Genomic DNA, 20,036 nt, shown 5'->3' on the forward strand with positions numbered 1-20,036 from the left:
ACCTGCTTCGATCAGGAACCGCTGTACCGAGCACTCCGCTGCGGTGCGGGCAAATCGCTGGTCCTCGCCTCACCCGCCACTCGACCACGCCGGATCCTCGCACCGCCTCGAACGGCTTCGCGCCGGCAAGGCCGAGACCGGCTTTTTGCATCGAGACCAAGACGCGCTGAGGATCAGCCGATTCGGCAGGCAGGCGGCTAGGGGGCTCGCCGCAAGCGCCCATCGGTTGAAAGGCCGGCCCGCGTGCCCCCTGGAGCGAAGCCTCTCCGTGCGAGCGAAAGGAGGGCACCGGCGGCCTTCTATCGGTAGTCCACATCGGGGAATCGTCGGTGAGCGTACGACGGTCGAGACTCTTCGCTTCGCTCTAGGGCAAGCGGAGCTCGGCCGCTACGGGCCACGTCCGCTAGTAATCGATGTAGCCGCCGCGCGCGCGCACACTGACGTCGGCGCGCCGCACCTTGAGATTCACTTTGTGCCAGCTGCCATCACCGCGGCGCACCGACGGGTAGTACCCGAGAGCGTACTGCTCGCGCAGCTCGGTCAGGATCTCTCGGACCGCTTGCTCGGCGTCTTCGATCCGCTCGAGGGTAACCACCCGGCCCCCGGTCTCGGCAACCGTCTCTTGGAGTCGCCGATACTCGCTGCGGTACTGATCCGGGTCCTTCCAGGCCGAGTAGCGCGACTCGGTCATGTCACTCGGATCGACACGGATCCAGTAGATCATTGCCCGGCCCCGCCGGGCCAGCCAGGACACCTGCGGCATCCGCAAGACGCTGTGGCTGTCGATGCCGTCCGAGAGGAAGATCACCACCCGGCGCCCCTGGCGGGCTTCGAGCAGTTTGATCGACCGATAGAGATGGTCGTTCAGCGCGGTCCCCCCGTCAGCCTCGACGTTCGCCAGCCCTGCCGTCAAAGTCGCCACATCGTTCGAGAACGGGCTGGCATAGAGCAACCGATCCGAAAACAGCTGAATCGAGATCTCATCGTCGATCCGCGCACTACGCGCGAAGTCCGCCGCGGCACCCAACGCAAAGCGCAGCCGCCGGCCCTTCATGCTCGAGCTCGCGTCGACCAGGACTACCGAAGCGAGCGGCAGGTCGCCGCGGCTGAAGGTGACCGTTTCCTGCTCGTCCCCCTGGTCGAGGATCGTGATCTCCTGGCGCTCGAGGTCCAAGACCCGCTCGCCGTCCCGCAGGACCGTGACGTAGAGCTGCTGGAGCTCTGCGTCGATTCGGTCATCGATCCGGATCGGCGGGCTGACCATTCCTCTCTCGGTGGTCCCGCCGGAGCTGTCGCTGACGCGCACCCTGATCTCATGCTCGCGGTTCTGCTCACCGACATCGACGACCAGCGAATAAGGAACCGAATTCACCACACCCACCAGCTCGTCGTCGACGTAGAACTCGACCTTCTCCACCTCTTCGACCGGCAGAACCTCGACCACGAACTCGACCTCGCCGAAGAGCGGCGTTCCCGCGGCAGGGGCCAGAAAGGTGATCTCGACGCCGGCCGCCACACCGGCGTCCAGAACGAGCATCAAGATGCCCAGAATGCCAACAAAGAGCGCGCGCACTACCGACCCTCCGACCCGGCGTCACCACCGTCGCCGACCACGACTTCGGCGAGCCGAGACGAGGCGCGCAAGGCGGAAGCAGCGAGAAGCTCCCGAGCCTCTTCCAGAGTCTCCTGGGGCCACTGGTCATATCGGTATCGCGCCGAGCCGCGTCCCTGCTCCGACGAGGTTCCGACCTGGAGAAGCTCGCCGAGCGACCGCTCGGCGCGTCCTGTTCGGTCGTATATGTGAGCTAGAAGCAACCGAAGCTCCCACTGCTCGGGCATTCTCTCCAACGCGGTCTCGAGCAGCAGCAGCCCGCCCTCAGCGTCGCCGGCGATCAGGAGGGCCCGAGCCAACTCCTGGCAGGCGAGAGCAGCGACCCAGTCCCCACCCTGCCCTTCTACGATCTTCACCAGCAGCCCCTGAGCTCGCCCCAACCGGCCCACACGGAGGTGGTTGATCGCGAGTCGAAGCACAGCCTGGCCGAAGTCCGGCCGCGCTGCGACCAGCTGCTCCAGGAAGCCGATGGCTTGCGAGTAGGCCCCGTACCTCTCGAGGCTCGCGCCAAGCCCCAGTAGCGCTGCCGCATTGTCCGGGTCGTGCTCGAGCGCTCGGGCAAAAAGCCGCCGGCTCGCAGCCGGTAGCCGAGCCTGCTGAAGACGCCCAGCCTCCAGCGCAAGAGCCGCGGCCGTGAGATCGAGAGACCCGCCATGCTCGGCATGCAGCTCGGCAACGGTCTCGACCGTCACTCGCGCGTGCCCCGCCAGTGAGAACAGTGTCCTGTCACGGTAGACCTCGCCGAGCTCCGCGTGCAGCACGAGGATGGGCAGCGCCAAGTCATGATCTTTCTCTATCAACTCCTTCGCTACCAAGAGCTCGGCGGCCCGCAGGTGTTTGAAGGACTCCTGGCTGCTACCGGCAAGAACCTCCGATTCGAGCTCGAAGAGGGCCACACGAGCGGTCTCGAATGAGCCCTCCCGCAGCTCGGCGAGAGCGGCACGATAGCGCTTTGCCAGCCTCCGGACAGCTCGCCCACTGCTTCGCCTCTTCGAAGAACCGCCGGCAACCACACCACTTTCGGTCGAGACCTCGGTCGGCGTCGTCCGTAGCGCCGATCCCGCGAGCAACGACCGCAGGTCACTCCACAGGAGCTCGCGATCGCGCGAACCACCTCCGGTCAACACGACGGGAACCGAGGCGGAGACACGGCTGAGACCCGCCTTCCCGTCGATCACCAAGCGCAGAAGATAACGCCCGGGGGAAACCTCCGGGGAGACGAATCGGACCGAGAGCAGTTCCTGACCGGCCTGGACCAGCTCCGCGTCGCTGGTGCCCACACGCCCGCCCTTCTCTCCTTCCTCGAAGAGCTCGACCTTGACCGTAGCCGTGGTGTCGACTTCGGCGAGGCTCAGGTCGAAGACGTACGCTTCAGCCGGACCCCCGGCGACCAGCACGGCCCTGGCGGCCGGACTGATCGAGCGGTCACCGACTACTAAAGGATAGGGCGAGAATGCCTTTTGGCTACGCTCACTCCGGCCCCGGACCGCCAGCCACGAGTCTCGAGACGTCGGGCCCGGGAAGAGGGGCGGCGGGATCGAACCTGCCGGCGGTTCTCCCTCCGGCTCTGGAACCGCGACATTGATATGACGAAACCCGAAAGCTCCCGACTGATAGTTGCGAGCCAGAACTCTGAGCTCGTACTGCCCGGGAGCAAGAGACAGGGCGCCGAAGAACTTCAGTCCGCTTTGCCAGATCTTCTCTCCGAGCTCGCCGACGTCTGCTGCGAAGACCTCGGCCAGGTATCCTGCGACCCGTCCGGCCGGTGCCAACGCATAGGCGTAGACCTCGACACGTGCCACGTCGGCCTGGTTGTGACCCAGAAAGCTCGGCCCGTCGATCTCGACGAAAAGAGCAACCAGTGGCTCGTTGCCGACGACTCCCGGCAGCGGCACCGCCAACGCTTCGATCGCCATCTCTCCGCCGATTTCCGCGGTGAGGATCTGGTTGATCACCTCGGGGCGCACTCCACGCAGTGGATGCGAGTCCAGCGTCGTCCCTGCTTCGAAAGGGCTCGGGGCCTCGATCGAGAGCTCCGGCAAAAGCGGATCCGGCGCGGCGGCGTCAGCCTCGGGGAAGCCCGACGGTTGCGCGGAGGACGGGCTCGCCGCCAGTGCAGCCGCCAGCGTGCAAGCCGTAAGGTGACGGTAGCTCAATTCTGAAGTGCGCCGGATTCAACGGACTCGAGCAGAGCCGGTTGCACGGGCGTTTCCGACTCCGGGTTTGGCGGTGCGACCTCCGCCGCTCCGTCAGCACCGACATCCAGCTCGAAGTTCAGGGTGGCGTCGACCTGTGCCAGCTGGTCGCGCACGCCTATCGCGACTCTCTGACGGCCACGCTTCATTTGCAGCCTCATGGTGTAGGCAGCCGCGCCGGACATTGCTCGGCCCATCTGGTCATTAGGGATCCTGACTGGAATCTCGATCTGTTGAACGGGAGAAAGTCCGCCCCGCTCATCCCGAGCAGCCACGAGAAGCCTCACTTCGCCCACGTGCTGCTTCTCCTGGGGCAGCAGGAGCAATCTCTGGAAGGGTATCTGAACCATGAGCGGGACCTCGTAGACCTTGCCTGTCTTGACGGCCTCTCCGGCCTCGAGCCTCACTCCAAGCGTGTTGTTCTCGACGCCGTAGTGCAGCGCGGTCAAGGTTCGGTCGTGCAGCAGATCCATCGGCTCTCTCTCTTGGTAGCTCTTTAGGTAACGCAGTTTGAGTCCTTCGCGCCTGACCTTGACCTCGAGCTCGTGGGTGAGCGCTTCATCTCCCGTCTTCTTCTTCTCGTTCTTCCCCTTTGACCCATCCTCGACTTCGAGCGGACGCTGGTAGCCCAAGGAATAGAAGCTGGTGAAATCCTGTTTCATCTGGCCGATGAGATCTCCTATGTTGATGCTCCGCGTGTAGGCGAGACCGCCGGTTCCCCCGGCCATTCGCAGAAGTGAATCCGAACGATTGAAGTTCTCGACCGTGGTGACGTCGAGAGAGGACGGCCCCCTGCCTCCGGCCGAGGCGCTTCCGCGCACCTCGGCCGACACCTGTCCCGCCGTGCCGCGCGGCGGAGCCGCCAGCGGGTAGAAGGCCACCCGGTTGGCATTTGCGATCTCGACCAGCTGACGAAACTCTCGGCTCGCGTCGAACTCGAGACCCGTCAACGAAGTCAGCTGATTTAAGAGCTGTAACTGACCGGTCTGCTGCATCCAGCCTTCGTACTTGCCCATCCAGGCTTCGACCAGGGATTCCGCGCTTCGAACCGGAATGCCGTCGCTGACGTAAAGCACGGCCTTGCGGCCCTTCATCCCGGCCAGTGTCTTGGTGAACTCGGCCAGCACCCGGGTCGTCTCCTGCACCCGCCGAAAACGACGCTCTGCAAGCGTCTGGATGTCCTTCGCCAATCTCTCGGCCTCGATCACCGCCGACTCGAAAGCGAACCCCGAATCGGCTTGACTCTCGCTTTGCTGGGCAACGCTCGCGGTCTGGAGGTTACGCATCAGCATTCGGTACTCGGCATCAAACGGCGCGTGCCGCCCGACTTCGTTGTCCAAACGGTCGAGCGCCGTCAGCAACTCCACCGGGTCGCTGGTGAACGGCTGCACGATCTCCACGCCGCCATCGGCCGCAACCAACATCACGCGGTCGTCGGAGGCTAGCCGCTTGCCGAGATAGTCGCGCAGGTTCCCGAAGATCTGGTTGCGCGTCTCGGGTCGAAGGTTGAGATTGTCCATGAAGACGACCAATTGAAGCTGCCGGGTGTCGGGCATGCGACTCGATGACGCGATATCGATCGCTTCCCCGCTGCCGGGAGCGGCCCCGGTCACGACCCGGCCCTCGATCACTTCGAGGAAGTTGGTCAGCTCGACCTGGCGGCCGTCTTCGAAGACGGAAAAATCCCCTCTGGTCAGACCGCTTACCGGCGCGCCGTCTCGATCGGTGACGATCACCTCGACGGTCACGACCTGGACGTCGACCGTGTCGAAGAAGAGATCGCCCTGCGCCTCGAGCGCCGGGGAAAGCAGAGGCGAAGCGAGGACAAGTGACGCGAGGCCAAGCAGAGCTGGTCTTGCTCTCGAAGCTTGCTTCATCGAATCATCGAGACCTTTAGCCGACATCCCCACGACATCAGAAAGAAGCCCCGGCCACAAGGGCCGGGGCTGGGAACACTAGAGAATCCAGCGGGCCCTAGAACCGGAAGCCGACCGACACGCGGTAGGTCCGCGGCGGCTGGAAGTCATCCTGATTCTGGGGATCGTGGAAACCATCCCGCAACGCCCAGTGTGTTCCTTCGACTGGGGTCGTGGTAAACGGGTTGAACAGCTGGCAGCCCCCTGGGCACCCACTCGAGGTTCTGCGCTGCGTACTGACACCGTTGCTGTCCTTTCGACCGAACAGGTCGATGACGCCGTCCTCGTTGAACACGTTGGTCACCTCGGGCTGGACAAAGACCTCCAGCTCCGAGCCGAACGCCTGCCAATGGAAGGCATAGTTGAGCGAAATATCCGTGCTCAGAATGTCGTCGGTTCTGAACGCATCGCGAGCTGTAAACCAGTACTGCCGTGAGTTGTCCGGCGTGATGTAACCGGGGTTGGTGACAAACGACGTCGTGTTGATGTCCTCGCCGGCTCCGTAAGGCGTGCCGGAGAAGAAATTCTGCAGCAGACTCACGCTCAGGCTCTGACTCTCGCTGTCGAAGATGTCGTAGACACCCCAAACACGCAGTCGGTGCGTCTGGTCATCGAGAAGCTTACCGTCGGACAGATGCCAGCTCGCATCGATGTACTCGGGATAAAACTCGAGTGCGGCGCTGGACACCGGACCGCTGCCCGAAGTCTCGCCGTTGAAATTGCCGGTCAACTCGGACCACGCGTAGTTCCCGGCGAATGTGAACTTGTCACTGAACCGGTACCGGAACTGGGTGTGGAGACCGATGTACTCGCGCTTCAGGCCGTCGTCGAAGTTGCCGACGTGGGTCAGATCGAGCTCGACGAGCCCGAGCGGGTCGCTGACGGTTCCCAGAGTCGTGTCGGTCCTGTTGGAGTAGAAATCCTCCCACTCGCGCAGCACAAGATCGGCCCTGAACAGGCCTTTCGTGCCCAGTCGCTTGTTTACGCCGAAGGAGATCTCCTGCACCGAAGGCGATTTGACCGTATCCGGGACCACCGTGTTGAGGCCCGGAATCGAAATGCTGAGCAGCAACGGAAGCAGCGCCGAGATGTCACCATCCGGAGTGGCCAGCCCGCCATTGGCGAAGTACCAATCGAACAGAATCTGGAGCGCATCCTCGGTCGAGACGCAGTTGAAGTTGACAATGCAGTCATCGCCGGTGTTGATCGCCGGACCATGGTACTCGCTCTCGAACAGACCGATGGCGCCACCCGAGCTCGACTGGTCGGCCTGCGTGTTGGCGATACCCGCGACGTAGGTCGCAAAACCTCCGTGGAGAGTCAGATCGCCGTCACCCCTGAGGTCGTAGTTGAACCCTAATCTCGGGCTGATCTTGCTGTCGTCAGCCACGGTGACGCCCGAGCCGTTCTGGCCGTCGTTCTCATCGTAGCGGACGCCGATATTCAGGCTCAGCTTGTCGTTGACCTGCCACGAGTCGTTGACGTACAGCGAGTTGGTGGTGAAATTGTTGGGCTGAGCCAGGTCCTCGTTGAACACGGCCCAATAGCCGATCGAGCTCGCTCCACCACTCGGAATCACCGAGAAGATGTTGTTGTTGGCGTCGACCACGATGTCGTCCGCCCAGACCGTGTAGTCGCTACCGGTCTGGCGATTGATCGTGAAGCGGATGTCGTCGAACGTGTCGTAGCCAAAAACGAGATCGTGCGTGCCGGCGTTCGTGCTCAGAAAGTAAGAGCCCTTCACCAGGATGTTCTCGTTGCTCCGCTCTTCAGGCGGGCACCGAGGCGGGCCGGCACCGCAGAACGTCGGCGAATGCCAGCGATGGCTGGTGCCGTTGCGACGCATCAAGGTACCGGTCAGCAGATCGGTGGTCTTGGAACCGCTGCCCTCGAACAGGAACTCGCGCTCGGAATACTGCGCCTCGACAAAGAAGCTCGAGGTCAGGATTCCGGTGTAGTTCGCCGTCAGCATCTCCTGCGGCAGAGTCCGGTTGTTGAGACTCGCCAAGTCGATAAAGGTGAACGAGCCCTGGTTGTTCTGCGCCTCATCGATCTCGAAATAGGAACCGATGATGCTGTGGCTCGAGTGTGGCGACACCGTTGCCTTGATCTCCATCCGCTCCTCAGTGTCAGTGCGGTCGAAGGGAATGTTGGTCACGGCGCGAGTCTGCTGGTTCTCAGAAGACTCGGTGTCGCGAGCGGCGCCGAAGAACCATGCATGGTCCTTGACGACGTAGCCACCCAGTGTTGCCTCGAGCGTCTCGGTGATGTCGTCCTTGCGCTCGGGTGAGAGCGGGTTCGAGCCTCTCCAGTCGTCGTTCTCGAGATTCACTCGCAGCGAGCCTTCGAACTGGTTGCCACCGGACTTACTGATCGCGTTGACCACGCCACCGGTGAACCGGCCGTACTCCGCCGAGATTCCCGACGCCGAAACGGTGGTTTCTTCGATCGCGTCCTCGATGAAGAGGTCGAAGGCCTGGCCGCGAACGTTCTCGTTCATGACCACACCGTTCATGATGAACAGATTCTCGAACGACATGGCTCCGGAGATCGTGACTCGCGGAGCTTCTTCGGTACCGAGCGCGGTCGTGTGGACGCCAGGAGCCAGCATCGCTGCCTCTCGCATGGTCCTGCGAACCGCCAGCTGCTCCACCTCACTCTGCTCGACGGTGGCGGCACCGGTGATGCTCTTGGAAATCGTCTCCAGCTCAGCGGTAACCACGATCTCTTCTTCGACCGCGGATAGCTGCATGGTCACAGGATCCGAACGGGTGCTCTGACCGGCGTTGATCTTCACCTCCCGGACACCGGTGGCGAAGCCTTCCAGCTCATAGGTGACCGTGTAGCTGCCCGCCGGCAGAAACGGCATCTTGTAGTTGCCGTTGCCGTCTGCGACAACCACGCGAGTGCCTTGAAGGTTCTCCGACGTGGCGGTCATGGTCACGCCGGGTAGTGGATCACCCGACTCGTCCTGCACGCGGCCCGTCAGCTCGCCGGTTGCGACCTGCGCCATAGCGCCTGACGCCAAAAGCAAGACTGCCAGGGCCGCCGTCCAGGCCAGCGGGAGTCCTCTCCATCTCAACATGGCTTCCGCCTCGAAAGTGTGGCCCGCTCACCTCGGGCACGGTTTATGGACACAGGTCGAAGCCGATCCCACCCAGCCGCCCAGGGGCGCAGGTTGGAGCTACCCATGTAGGTAGTGGCTCGACCGGTTTGCTTGTGCAATCTGTTCATGGAATCGTGCGGCGTGGTCGCCGACATTGAAGCTCGGTCCTTGTACAACGCAAGATAAGGGCCAAGGTTTCAGAACCGTAAACGACCCACCGAAAAGCCATTGCTGAACTCGGATCTGCACATGCCAAAAGGTTTATAACGACGGCATCAAAGCGACCGAACCTGAATGTGCAGATCCACCGACTTCCTCCAAATGCGCAACTCAAAAAACTGTACGCCGAGGATTCAATAGAACGTATCTCGGAGGCATCGACGACCCGGATGAGTGGCTCGCGGGCGCAGATTGCGTGCTACCCTTTCGGGCGTGTCGTCTCGAAAACAGCCGGCCCAAAACCAAACGAGCTTGGTACCCCGTAGTTAGCTTTGCTTGCCTGTCGCTGACCTGGAGCTGCGGCAAGCCCGGCGGCTCGAACGAAGTCGATCCCGGACCAACCGCCTCCGCGAGATCGCCGGAGGGAATCTTCTCCGAGGTCTCCCGATCCGCCGGGATCGACTTCGTGCACTTCAACGGCATGTCCGGCCAGTACTACATGGCCGAGGTGATCAGCCCCGGTGGCGCGCTGGTCGACTACGACAACGACGGAGATCTCGACCTCTACCTGGTGCAAGGCCGCATGCTCGAACCCGGCAAGACCGCAAAGGACGCCACCTTTCCCGCCCAGCACCCGTTACCGCTGACCGACCGCCTCTACCGTAACGACCTGGCGCACGACTCCCGCGGGAGACCCGTGCTGCAGTTTACCGACGTGACCGAGTCGAGCGGCCTCGAAACGACGACTCGATACGGAGTCGGCGTGGCGGCCGGCGACTTCGACAACGATGGCTGGGTCGACCTCTATCTGACCAATCTGGGACCCAACCAGTTGCTGCGCAGCGCCGGCGACGGAACGTTCGTGGATGTCACCGAACGCGCGGGAGTCGGCGACCCGGGCTGGAGCGTGCCCGCGGCATTCTTCGACTATGACCGCGACGGCTGGCTCGATCTGTTCTCCGGCAACTACGTCGACTTCCCGTTCGACGATCCGGTCTTCTGTCGAGACCTCACCGGGGCCCCCGATTTCTGCGGACCGTCGAGCTATGTCCCTCAGCCGGATCGGCTCTACCGCAACCGGAGTGACGGGACTTTCGAAGACGTGACCGCAGCTGCCGGCCTGGCCGGCGGGGCTGGCGGCGGTTCGGAAAGCGGCGCTCGTCCCGCGCTGGGCTCGATTGCCGCCGATCTAGACGATGACGGTTGGCCGGACATCTACGTTGCCAACGACGGCGAGCCAAACAGCCTATGGATCAACAACCAAGACGGTACGTTCTCCGAGAACGGCCTGATCTCGGGTTGCTCGGTCAACGCCAACGGCAAGGCGGAAGGCAGCATGGGAGTGGACGCCGCCGACTTCGACCGCGACGGCGATCTCGATCTCTTCATGACCCATATAGTCGCCGAATCCAACACCCTGTTCCTCAACGAAGGACAGGGCCTCTTCAGGGACCATACCGCCGCGACAGGATTGGCCGCGCCGAGTCGTGCCCACACCTCCTTCGGCACCGGGTTTCTCGACTATGACAACGACGGCTGGCTCGATCTGATCGCGGTCAACGGCGCCGTCCGGAAGATCGAGTCGCTGGCACGCACCGACGACCCCTATCCGATCCACGAGCTCAACCAACTCTTTCACAACGTGGGAGACGGCCGGTTCGAAGAGGTGAGCGACATCGCCGGCGAGGTCTTTGCCCTGTCCGAGGTCAGCCGGGGAGCGCTTCTCGGAGACGTCGACAACGATGGCGACACGGACGTGGCCGTGGTCAACAACAACGGGCCCGCCAGGCTGTTGATCAACAACGTCGGACAGGATCGCAGTTGGCTCGGCGTCCAGCTCCAGGCGGGCACTCCACCCCGTGACATGCCGGACACGCGCGCAACCCTGCTTCGTGCCGGAGCTTCGTATCTTTGGGGCAGAGTGCGAATCGAAGGCAACTACTGCGCGGCCAACGACCCGCGGCTCCTCTTCGGACTCGGCGCCTCCGAAGAGGACTTCGGCCTGCGGATCCTGTGGACCGACGGTAGGATCACGGTGTGGCCGAACGTCCCAACCGAGCGCTACACCCGGGCCTTTCAAGGACCGGCCTAGGCGTCGACTTCGCCCCGCCTCGTGTGAAGTACGCCAATCGCCGTCTTGCTTATCTGCTGGCGCTCGCCATGCTCGCGCTCGGCGGATGCGATCGAGGCAGGGCTCCCGATCCGGAAAGTCGACTCGACGCCTTCGACCTGCTGGAGATCCCCCACCCCAGCCTCGCCGGCACCGACACCGCCGTCCAGGAACAGGTTCGCGAGCACCGGGCTCGCGTCGAGGAGCCCGCTGCGATTCAAGACGCCCCGGCCACCGCCGAGGCCTATGGCGACCTCGGCCTGGTCTACGTGCTCTACGATTTCGTCCAGGCGGCGGAAGTCTGTTTCGAGAACGCCAGGCGGCTTGCGCCCGATGACTTCCGCTGGCTCTACCTTCTCGGTTACGCCCACAAGCTTGGCGGCGAGCTCGAGGAGGCGGTCGCCTTCTTCGAGCAGAGCCTCGAGCTGCGGCCGGATTTCCTTTCGGCAATACTCCGTCTCGGCCGAGCCTATTTCGATCTCGGCGACCACGACTCGGCTCAGACCTGGTTCGAGAAATCCCTCGCCGTCGAGCCCTCGGCCGCCGCTTCCGAGGGGCTGGGCAAGATCGCCGTGGCCCGGGGCGACTTCCCCGCCGCCGTCGAGCACTTCACCCGGGCTCTCGAACAGCAGCCGAACGCGAGCAGCCTGCGCTATGCGCTCGGCCAGGCGTATCAACGCTCCGGCAGGACAGAAGAAGCGAAGCGCGAGCTCGAGCTCAGCGGAGACGCGCCGGTTTCAATTCCCGATCCGATCATCTCCCCGCTCGCGGTCGCCGGCGAGTCCGCCCAGTTCTTTCTGATTCAAGCGGGCGAGGCTCTCGAGGACCAGAACTACGAGGTCGCGGCCGCCGCCTACGAGCGCGCTCTGGAGAAGGAGCCGACGAACTTCGGCGCCTACAGATCCCGGAGCTTCGCACTGCAGCAACTCGGCGACCTCGACGGCGCGATCGGCTCGCTCGAGGCCGGTCTGACTGAAGGAACTACCGGCGACCCGGCCAAGGACGCGCAGGAGCGAGCCGAGCTCCATCGCGTGCTCGGCGGCTTCAAGGCGCTCGATCGGCGGGACGTCGATGCGGTCACGCATTTCCAGGAGTCGCTGCGCCTGGAGCCCGATCAGCCCGACGTGCGCATGAAGTTGGCCAACGCGCTCGCCCGGGTCGGACGCTTCGAGGCGGCGTTGCCCGAATACACCTCGGTACTCGAATCCCATCCGGAACTCGCGCCCGACATTCTGGTCCGGCGCGCGACCGCGCTGGTAAATCTCGACCGCGGAGCCGAGGCCCTCGAAGACTTCGAGCGTGCCGTCGCGCTGCGCCCCGATGACCTGGGCCTGCGCTCACGCCATGCCGACGCCCTCGAGCGCCTCGGCTACCCTCAGAGAGCCGCGCGGGAGCGGAGAGAAGTCGATCGTCGAACAGCCAGTGCGTCCGAGGATCCGGCTCGCGTCCGAGAGCTCGTTCAGATGGCGACCACCGCGGTAACCCAGAACCGGCACCAAGAGGCACTGCGCTACCTCTCCCAGGCACTCAAGGAACACCCGGACAGCATTGCCGCGCTCTTCCAACGAGGCACCGTCCTCGGGCACCTCGAACGCTGCGACGAGGCCGTGGCGGACTTCCGGCGGGTGATCGAAGCGGAGCGGCGCCACGCCGGCGCTCGGCACGGCGAGATCGTCTGCCTGGTCCTGATGAGCCGTTACGGTCACGCTCGAGTCCGGCTCAACGAGGCCTTGCGGATCTTCTCGCTCGACGCTCGGCTGGCCCATCTTCAGGCGCGGCTGCTGGCGACCGCTCCCGACACCGGCGTTCGTGACGGGGATCTGGCGCTCGCGGTGGCCCAACGCCTGGCCGAAAATGTCGATGGACTGCGGATCCGCGAGACGCTGGCACTCGCATACGCCGCGAGCGGCGACCTCGAACGCGCGGCCTCGCTGCAAGCGAGCCTTATCGGGGAAGCGAGAGTCCACGGAGACGAGGCCTTGGTACGAGACCTACAAGCTAAGTTGGTAGAGCTCGCAGCTGGCAGGGCTTGGGTCGCTTCTTCTCCGCAGGAGATTCTTGACGCAGCCCTGAAGTAGAGCTCCCTGGCGGGGCCGATCGCCGGTGAATGTCTGGAAGACGGTCGAGACGGAGCTTGACCGCTACAGGCCCCGTCTGAGGTTGTAGCGGTCAGTCGGGAGGGGACACCAAGGAATGGTGTCCCCGATTTACGGGGTCGGCAGCGAACAGCAGGTCAGCCGGTTCTCGTAGCGGGCCAGATTCCGGCGCCAGAGATCGAGCTGGGCCAGAGAGACCTCTTCGTCGGCGCCGTCGATCAGCCGCTTCTGCCAGGTGACGGCTTGGTCGAAGGCACCGGCCTCGGCGTGTGCCATGGCCAGGGTCTCGATGCTTTGAGGCGTCGGAACTTGTTCGTAGAGCTCGAGGGCCAGCTCCAAAGCGCGCTCGCCGTCGCGGACCGCGGGATCCGGAGACGCGGCGAGATGGCGCGCAAGAATGTCCTTGAGGTCGAGGTTGTCCGGCAAGTCGACAAGCCCGGCTTCGAGACGGTCTCGCGCCATTGCCAGTCGTCCTCCCAGGATGAGCGCCGTGGCTTCTCCCACCCGGGGCTCGATGCGCATCGGCTCGCGCACGATCCACTTGTTGTAGGTCTGCGCCGCGGCATCGTACTCGCGCAGCTGTCCGAGCAACGCCGCGAGTCGCTCGAGGGCCGGCACATAGCCTTCGTCTATGCGCAGCGCCTTCAAGTACTCGCGCGCCGACTCATCGGGGCGCTGTTCACGGTAGTAGAGGTCACCGAGCTCTTTGTGTAGAGGCATCCGCACCTCATCTTCGGTGGCGAGCTCGATGGCGTGCGTCAGACGAGCCGCAGCGCTCTCCCCCTCGCCCAGGCGCTCCTCGACTCCCGCCAGAAGGCGCCATCCTCGTGGATTCGCCGGATCCAGCTCCACGGCCCGCAGCAAGTCGGCTCGAGCATCTTCGAGTCGTCCGTGGCTGACCAGCACCGAAGCTCGCCTGGCAAGCACCTCCGGGTCATCCGCTCGCGTCTCGAGCGCGCGATCGAACTGCTTCAATGCCTCCTCGAATCGGAGACTCCTGGCCAGCGCGTTGCCCAGTCTGACACGAGCGTCCCTGAGTCCGGGATCGCCCTCGACTGCGTGCTCCAAGTGAAGAATTGCCGACTCGTCTTGGCCCTGCCCCCCAAAGAGGGTTCCCGCAGCGTAGTGGACTCGAGCCAGCTGGGTCTGGGTGGCCGTTCCCGATTGCTCGAGATATTCGAGGACCTTCTCCAACTGCTCGGCGGCGCCTGCCACTTCACCGAACTGCGACAGCACGAAGCCGAGGAAGCTGTCCTCGGAGAAATCCGATTCGGCGGCAAGATCGCCGACCACCTGGAGTGCTGCGTTCTTGCCGGTTAAAACCAGCATGTCGCCGAGCGGATCCGAAAAGTAGACCCGCCGATCGCCTCTCATCTCGAGGTGTTGCTTGGCCTTGTCTGCCTGTCCGAGGCCGCGGTAGGCCTGAGCAAGGGGATAGTGCACCGCGCTGGCTTCCGGCTGCTTCTCGAGGACGGCCTCGAACAGCTCGACGGCGCGCTCATGATCGCCTTCGAATCCGGCTACCCGCCCCAAGCCGAACATGGCGGCCTCGGTGTCGCTCTCCATTCGTTCCACGGTCTCGAAGTAGACCCGCGCTTCCTCGAGCCGGCCGAGCTCGAGCAGAACCTCGCCCAGTCTAATCCGGGTCGCCGTGCGCTCCGGCTCGAGACGGATCGACTCGCGGTAGCTCGCGACCGCGCCCTCGAGATCTCCCTTGGTGTTGAGGACCAGGCCCAGATAGTAGGACCAACGCCCGTCGTCCGGCGCCAGCGTGCGCGCATTCTGGTAACAGATCTCGGCGGCGTCCCGCATCGAGGCGGAGTGAAAAAGTAATCCCAGAAAGCCGAAGGCCTCCAGCAACTCGCGGGAATCACGATCGCCCGCGGCTAGCGCCATCTCGATCGAGGTCTGCAGCGTCTCGATCCGCTCGCGAGGGCTTTTCTGCATCGCGCTGAGATCGGGACGCGGCACGACGAATACCGCCGAAGCCGGCCCTTCCCCCTGGTCCAAGCCCGCAACCGTTCCCAGAGCCGGAGCACAGACGGCAAGCAAAACCAAAACAACCTCAGTTCCGACCCAGTGCCTAGATCTCATCGTTTTCCATCCCAGAATGTGAAATAGCGATCGGTCGCCTTTAGTCGCACAACTCGGCTTCCTCCCGCCGGCCAGTGAATCGCCAGGCTCGCTTGGCCGGCTTCCCGGCCCAGACCGTACAAAACACGCGCGTCGTTCGAGGCTCCGAAGCTGCCGTCCGCCCTGACCCAGCGCCAACTCGGTGAGGCCCCGTCCGGAATGAGCTCCAGACGAGCCCCGTACATCTCCTGTACGCCCCCGTGTCCGGCCAACCGCACCCCGAGCCAGTGCTGGTCACTGCCGACCGAGTTGACCAGAACGCGAGCCGGACCGCCGTTGTTAACCTGGACAAGGTCGATGTCGCCATCGTTGTCGAGATCCCCTTTCGCCAAGGCACGGCTGACTTCGGAAAGGGCAAACGCCGGGCCGGCCTGGGCCGTAACATCCGAGTAGCGCCAATCACCTTCGCTGTGAAACAGCTGGTTGGGCTGATGGAACGGATACCGCTCACCCCGGTTGGCCAGCTCTTCGATCGCCCGCACCGCGCCATTGACGATCGCCAGATCGAGCCGGCCATCGTTGTCGTAGTCCGCCCAGGCCATACCCCAACTGGTAAAGCTCCAGCTGGGTGGCCCCAGGCCGGCGGTCACCGTGGCGTCCTGAAAGTTGCCGTGGCCGTCGTTCAAATAGAGAGTGTTGGTCTCGCCCGACAGGTGAGTCATGAAGAGGTCGAGATCACCGTCGCCGTCGAAGTCGCCGGCGTCCACGCCCATGCTGGCCTCCGGACGGCCCTGCCGGTTGAGCGCGCAACCGGCCAAGAGCGCCTCGTCTTCGAAGCCGCCTCCCGGTTGCTGTATCCAGAGCTGATTGGCGACCCCGTCGTTGGTGACGTAGAGATCCGGCAGAGAGTCGCCATTGAAGTCGCCCGCCACCGCTCCCAGCGATTTACTGGGGATGGGATCCCGCTCCGAGCCCAGGGGTACCTGCTCGAAGGTCCCGTCTCCCTGGTTGCGAAAAAGCCGATCGGGCAAACCGGCATAGGCGGCCGGGTTGCAGTAGTCCCTGGCACCGGTACCGGTCCGGCAGACCTTCTCGAGCGACTGGTCATACTCGAGATAGGTCCCGACGAAGAGATCGAGCCAGCCATCCAGGTCATAGTCGAACCAGAGAGTTGGAACGCTCCACCGCGGGTCGTCGGTTTTGCTCGGCACAGTGACGTCTACGAAAGTCCCGTCTCCCTGGTTCTTGAACAGTTGATTGGAGTTCACGTTGGCGATGTAGAGATCCGGCCAGCCGTCGTTGTCGAAATCTCCCACGGCCACGCCGCAGCCGTATCCGGGCGCGAGCAAGCCGCTCTCAGCGGTGACGTCGACAAACCGCAGCGTCTTCCGGCCGTCCTCGGCGACTTCGAGGTCGTTTCGATAAAAACGATCCTGGAGCACCGTGCCCGCGGGTGGCGGAAAAAACGCGTCTTCAGGCCTGCCTTCAATCAGCATATTCCCCTGAACCATGTAGACGTCCAGGTCGCCGTCGAGGTCGTAGTCGAACAGAGCCACGCCGCCGCAGGTGATCTCGGGCATCAGGTAGTCGCCCGCGGCGCCGTTGAAGTGAACGAAGTCAAATGCCGAGTCGGCCGGCTCTCGAAAGATCCCTTCTTCGCCACCTGCCGGCGTCAGCTGTGCACCGACCAGATCGCTACCGGCCATGACCAGAGCAAGCAACATTGCAGGCCCGACAAACCTACGGCCGGTCTCCAGCGTAGAACGATCGTGTGCGCGAGTACGACGTGTCGAAAACATGACTTGGCAGCTATAGCGATTTTCGGATGTCGCGTGGGGGACCGTGCCCAGCAAAGCGGCGCCACGAGTCTCGGTTATATTGTAGTGCCGGGTCGTCGGCGCACCTCCTGAAACGACATCATGCTTCATCCCGTTTCGCCGATCATCAACTTCAGGGCGCTTCGCCCGATGCCCCCCTTTTTCCTGGCGGCTGCCGTAGGAATCTGTCTCTCGATCTTGCCGGCCACTGCCCAGGAGTCTCCTCCTCCGAGCCCAACCGTATCGGCCTCGACCGCTGAGCCGACGCAGGACGACCTGTTCGTGGAGTCGATCGACGTCAACGTGGTGAATGTCGACGTCTTCGTAACCGACAAGACCGGTGCCCGGATCAGCGGACTCACGAAAGACGACTTCGAGCTCTTCGAGGATGGAAGGCCCGTCGAAATCACCAACTTCTACGCGGTCAAGGGCGGCCGCCCGACTCGGCCGACGGTCGAGGCCGAAAAGCCATCAGAAACTGCTCCCGCCACCCCACTGCCGCTTTTGGCGACCGTCGAGGACCAACAGCTTCACCTGGTCATCTACTTCGACAACCTGTTCCTGCGCCCGTTCAATCGCAACAAGCTCATAGACCATGTCCGCCGTTTCGTGTTCGAGCGCGTCGGATCGGAAGACAGCGTCATGCTCGCTTCCTTCGAGCGCTCGCTGCACATACGGCACCCTTTTACGACCCATCACGAAGCGGTTCTGCGCGAGATGGAAAATCTCAGGGAGATGACCGCTTTCGGCGTGCAGCAGCGCACCGAGCGTCGAGACCTCTTGAACAGGATCGACAGCTCCCGGAGTGCCTCCGAGGCGATATCCCACGTCGACTTCTACGCCAAGTCTCTTCACAACGATCTGACCCAGAGCATCGAAGCCCTGCGCGAAGTGGTGAGCTCGCTGGCCGGACTTCCGGGTCGCAAGGCACTGCTCTATGTCAGCGATGGGATTCCGATGACGCCGGCCGAAGACCTCTTCCACCTTATCGACCAAACATACAAGGGCAATACCACGGCTCCGATGATCGCGACGAGATATAGAACTCGGCGACGGTTCAACGAGCTGACCGCCCACGCCAACGCCAACCGGGTCAGCTTCTACACGGTAGAGGCCGCCGGCTTGACCTCCCATGAATCGCTTTCGGCGGAATACGGACAGCGAGAGACCTCGATTATCGAGGCCGACGTGATGAGGGACGGCAACCGCGAAGAGCCCTTGGTGCAAATGGCTCACGATACGGGTGGTCTCTTCGCGCTGAACACCAACAACTTCGACGGCGCCTTCGACAAGATCGGGCAGGACTTTCGCAACTACTACTCGCTCGGATATGCGCCGGTCCACGCCGTCCCCGGGCGCTACCATGAGATCGAAGTCAAAGTGAGGCGCAAGGGCCTCGAGGTGAGACACCGCGCCGGCTACCGCGACAAGAGCCCCGAAGTCCGGATGAACGAGGGTACCTTGGCCGCTCTTCTTCACGGAATCGAGAAGAACCCACTCGGCATCCGTTTCGAGACCGGCAGGAGCCAACCGAGTGGCACCGCTCGCTACCTGGTCCCGCTACTGGTGCGGATTCCGCTGGGCCAGATCGCACTGATTCCTCAAGGTGACACCCACCGGGGCGCCGTGCGCGTTTCGGTAGCCGTGATGAACGAAGACCGGACCATGTCCCCGGTTTCGCAGACACCCGTGCCGATCAATATTCCGAACACCGACGTCGAGACGGCCCGAGGACAAGAGTTCGTCTACGAAGCCGAGATCCTGATGCACCCAGGTTCTCATATCGTAGCGATCGGCGTGCGTGACGACCTGTCCGACGACACCTCGTTCGTGCGCCAACTGGTGCGCGCGGGGTCTTGATGTCGAGACTGCGAAGCCTCGCGGCGGCGGCCCTGGCGGCCGCTGCGATCCTCCCACTCCTCCTGGTCCTGTCCTGCCGCGTCGCCGCCCCCGAATTGGACTTCTCCGACCACAACCTCCTCCTAATCACCATCGACACGCTCCGAGCTGACCGGCTCGGATCCTACGGCTACGACCACGCCGAAACGCCGAACCTCGACCGACTCGCCGCTGAGGGCGTGCGCTTCGAGAACGCCTACAGCCCGGTGCCGCTCACCCTTCCCACGCACTCGACACTCTTCACCGGCCAGTACCCTTTCACCACCGGGGTTCGCATCAACGGCGTTCACTATCTCGACGAAGCCGCGGTGACTCTCGCCGAGCAGTTCCGGGACCGCGATTTCGATACCGCGGCTTTCGTATCCGCCTATGTGCTGACCTCGAAGTTCGGGCTCGATCAGGGCTTCGACGAGTACGAGGACTCGCTCGACCTGGGTGACAACCTCTTTCGCTTCACCAGCGAGATCCGAGCCGATGAGACCTATCGGCGCTTCTCGGCCTGGCTGGCCGATTGGAAAACCAAGGAGCACAGCGGCCGGGCCAAGCCCCGCAGGTTCTTCTCCTGGATTCACTTCTACGATCCCCACCTGCCCTATGACCCGCCGGCTCCCTACGCGGAGCGGTTCCCGGAATCGCCCTACGACGGAGAGATCGCCTTCGTCGACTACCAGGTCGGCAAGATCCTCGCCAATCTCGAAGGGTCGGGGCTCCTCGACTCGACTCTGATCGTGGTCACCTCTGATCACGGCGAGGCCTTCGGCGAGCATGTCGAAGAGGGGCACGGCCTGCTGACCTACAACGAAACCCTCCGGGTGCCGCTCATCGTCTACGCACCTGAAGGTCTGTCCGGTGGTCGAGTGATTCCGGACCCGGTCGGGATCGTCGAGGTGGCGCCGACCCTGGCCGAGCTCTGCGGTCTGGAGCCGGGGGACTTCGACGGCGGTAGCCTGGTTCCCCTACTCGAGGGCGCCGAAAGACCGGAACCGAGTCTGTACTTCGAGAGCCTCGCCGGCGTCGACGCCAAGAACTGGGCTCCACGCACGGGAATCCTGG

The 20,036-nt window shown here is 63.5% G+C and carries 10 protein-coding genes; 4 read left to right on the forward strand and 6 right to left on the reverse strand.

All coding sequences use genetic code 11. The annotated features are described in order from the left end of the window. Positions 1-403: 403 nt before the first annotated feature. The 4 genes from GY769_05705 to GY769_05720 all read right to left on the reverse strand — a co-directional run bounded on the left by GY769_05705 (position 404) and on the right by GY769_05720 (position 8,808). Positions 404-1,573 carry a VWA domain-containing protein gene (locus GY769_05705; GenBank protein ID MCP4201415.1) on the reverse strand — a complete coding sequence of 390 codons (1,170 nt, stop codon included), beginning with the start codon at positions 1,571-1,573 and terminating at the stop codon, positions 404-406. Further along, complete coding sequence (locus GY769_05710; GenBank protein ID MCP4201416.1) at positions 1,573-3,768, reverse strand: hypothetical protein; 2,196 nt, start codon at positions 3,766-3,768, stop codon at positions 1,573-1,575. The genes GY769_05705 and GY769_05710 overlap by 1 nt, the downstream gene beginning before the upstream one ends. Next, positions 3,765-5,684: a VWA domain-containing protein gene (locus tag GY769_05715; GenBank protein ID MCP4201417.1), complete on the reverse strand. Its 1,920-nt coding sequence runs from the start codon at positions 5,682-5,684 to the stop codon at positions 3,765-3,767. Before GY769_05715 ends, GY769_05710 begins: the two co-directional genes overlap by 4 nt. A gap of 97 nt (positions 5,685-5,781) precedes the next feature. Further along, a complete protein-coding gene (locus GY769_05720) occupies positions 5,782-8,808 on the reverse strand; it encodes a TonB-dependent receptor (protein ID MCP4201418.1) in 3,027 nt (1,008 codons plus the stop codon). A 646-nt stretch (positions 8,809-9,454) separates the two neighbouring features. On the opposite strand from GY769_05720, the gene GY769_05725 reads away from it, so the two are divergent. Continuing rightward, the gene (locus tag GY769_05725; GenBank protein MCP4201419.1) at positions 9,455-11,080 is read left to right on the forward strand and encodes a CRTAC1 family protein; all 1,626 of its coding nucleotides are present in this window, start codon (positions 9,455-9,457) and stop codon (positions 11,078-11,080) included. After that, a complete protein-coding gene (locus GY769_05730; protein MCP4201420.1) occupies positions 11,026-13,176 on the forward strand; it encodes a tetratricopeptide repeat protein in 2,151 nt (716 codons plus the stop codon). The genes GY769_05725 and GY769_05730 overlap by 55 nt, the downstream gene beginning before the upstream one ends. 129 nt (positions 13,177-13,305) lie before the next feature. On the opposite strand, the gene GY769_05735 is transcribed toward GY769_05730, so the two are convergent. Together GY769_05735 and GY769_05740 are read right to left on the reverse strand one after the other, a co-directional pair. Beyond that, on the reverse strand, positions 13,306-15,288 hold the full coding sequence (locus tag GY769_05735) for a tetratricopeptide repeat protein (protein MCP4201421.1): 1,983 nt from the start codon (positions 15,286-15,288) through the stop codon (positions 13,306-13,308). Next, complete coding sequence (locus tag GY769_05740; protein ID MCP4201422.1) at positions 15,285-16,991, reverse strand: CRTAC1 family protein; 1,707 nt, start codon at positions 16,989-16,991, stop codon at positions 15,285-15,287. Before GY769_05740 ends, GY769_05735 begins: the two co-directional genes overlap by 4 nt. A gap of 195 nt (positions 16,992-17,186) precedes the next feature. On the opposite strand from GY769_05740, the gene GY769_05745 reads away from it, so the two are divergent. Together GY769_05745 and GY769_05750 are read left to right on the forward strand one after the other, a co-directional pair. After that, the gene (locus GY769_05745; protein ID MCP4201423.1) at positions 17,187-18,944 is read left to right on the forward strand and encodes a VWA domain-containing protein; all 1,758 of its coding nucleotides are present in this window, start codon (positions 17,187-17,189) and stop codon (positions 18,942-18,944) included. Further along, positions 18,944-20,036 (forward strand): sulfatase (locus tag GY769_05750; protein MCP4201424.1); only part of this gene is annotated, 1,093 nt, incomplete at its 3' end. The genes GY769_05745 and GY769_05750, both read left to right, overlap by 1 nt.

This window comes from bacterium (assembly GCA_024224155.1).
Classification (GTDB): Bacteria; Acidobacteriota; Thermoanaerobaculia; order Multivoradales; family JAHEKO01; genus CALZIK01.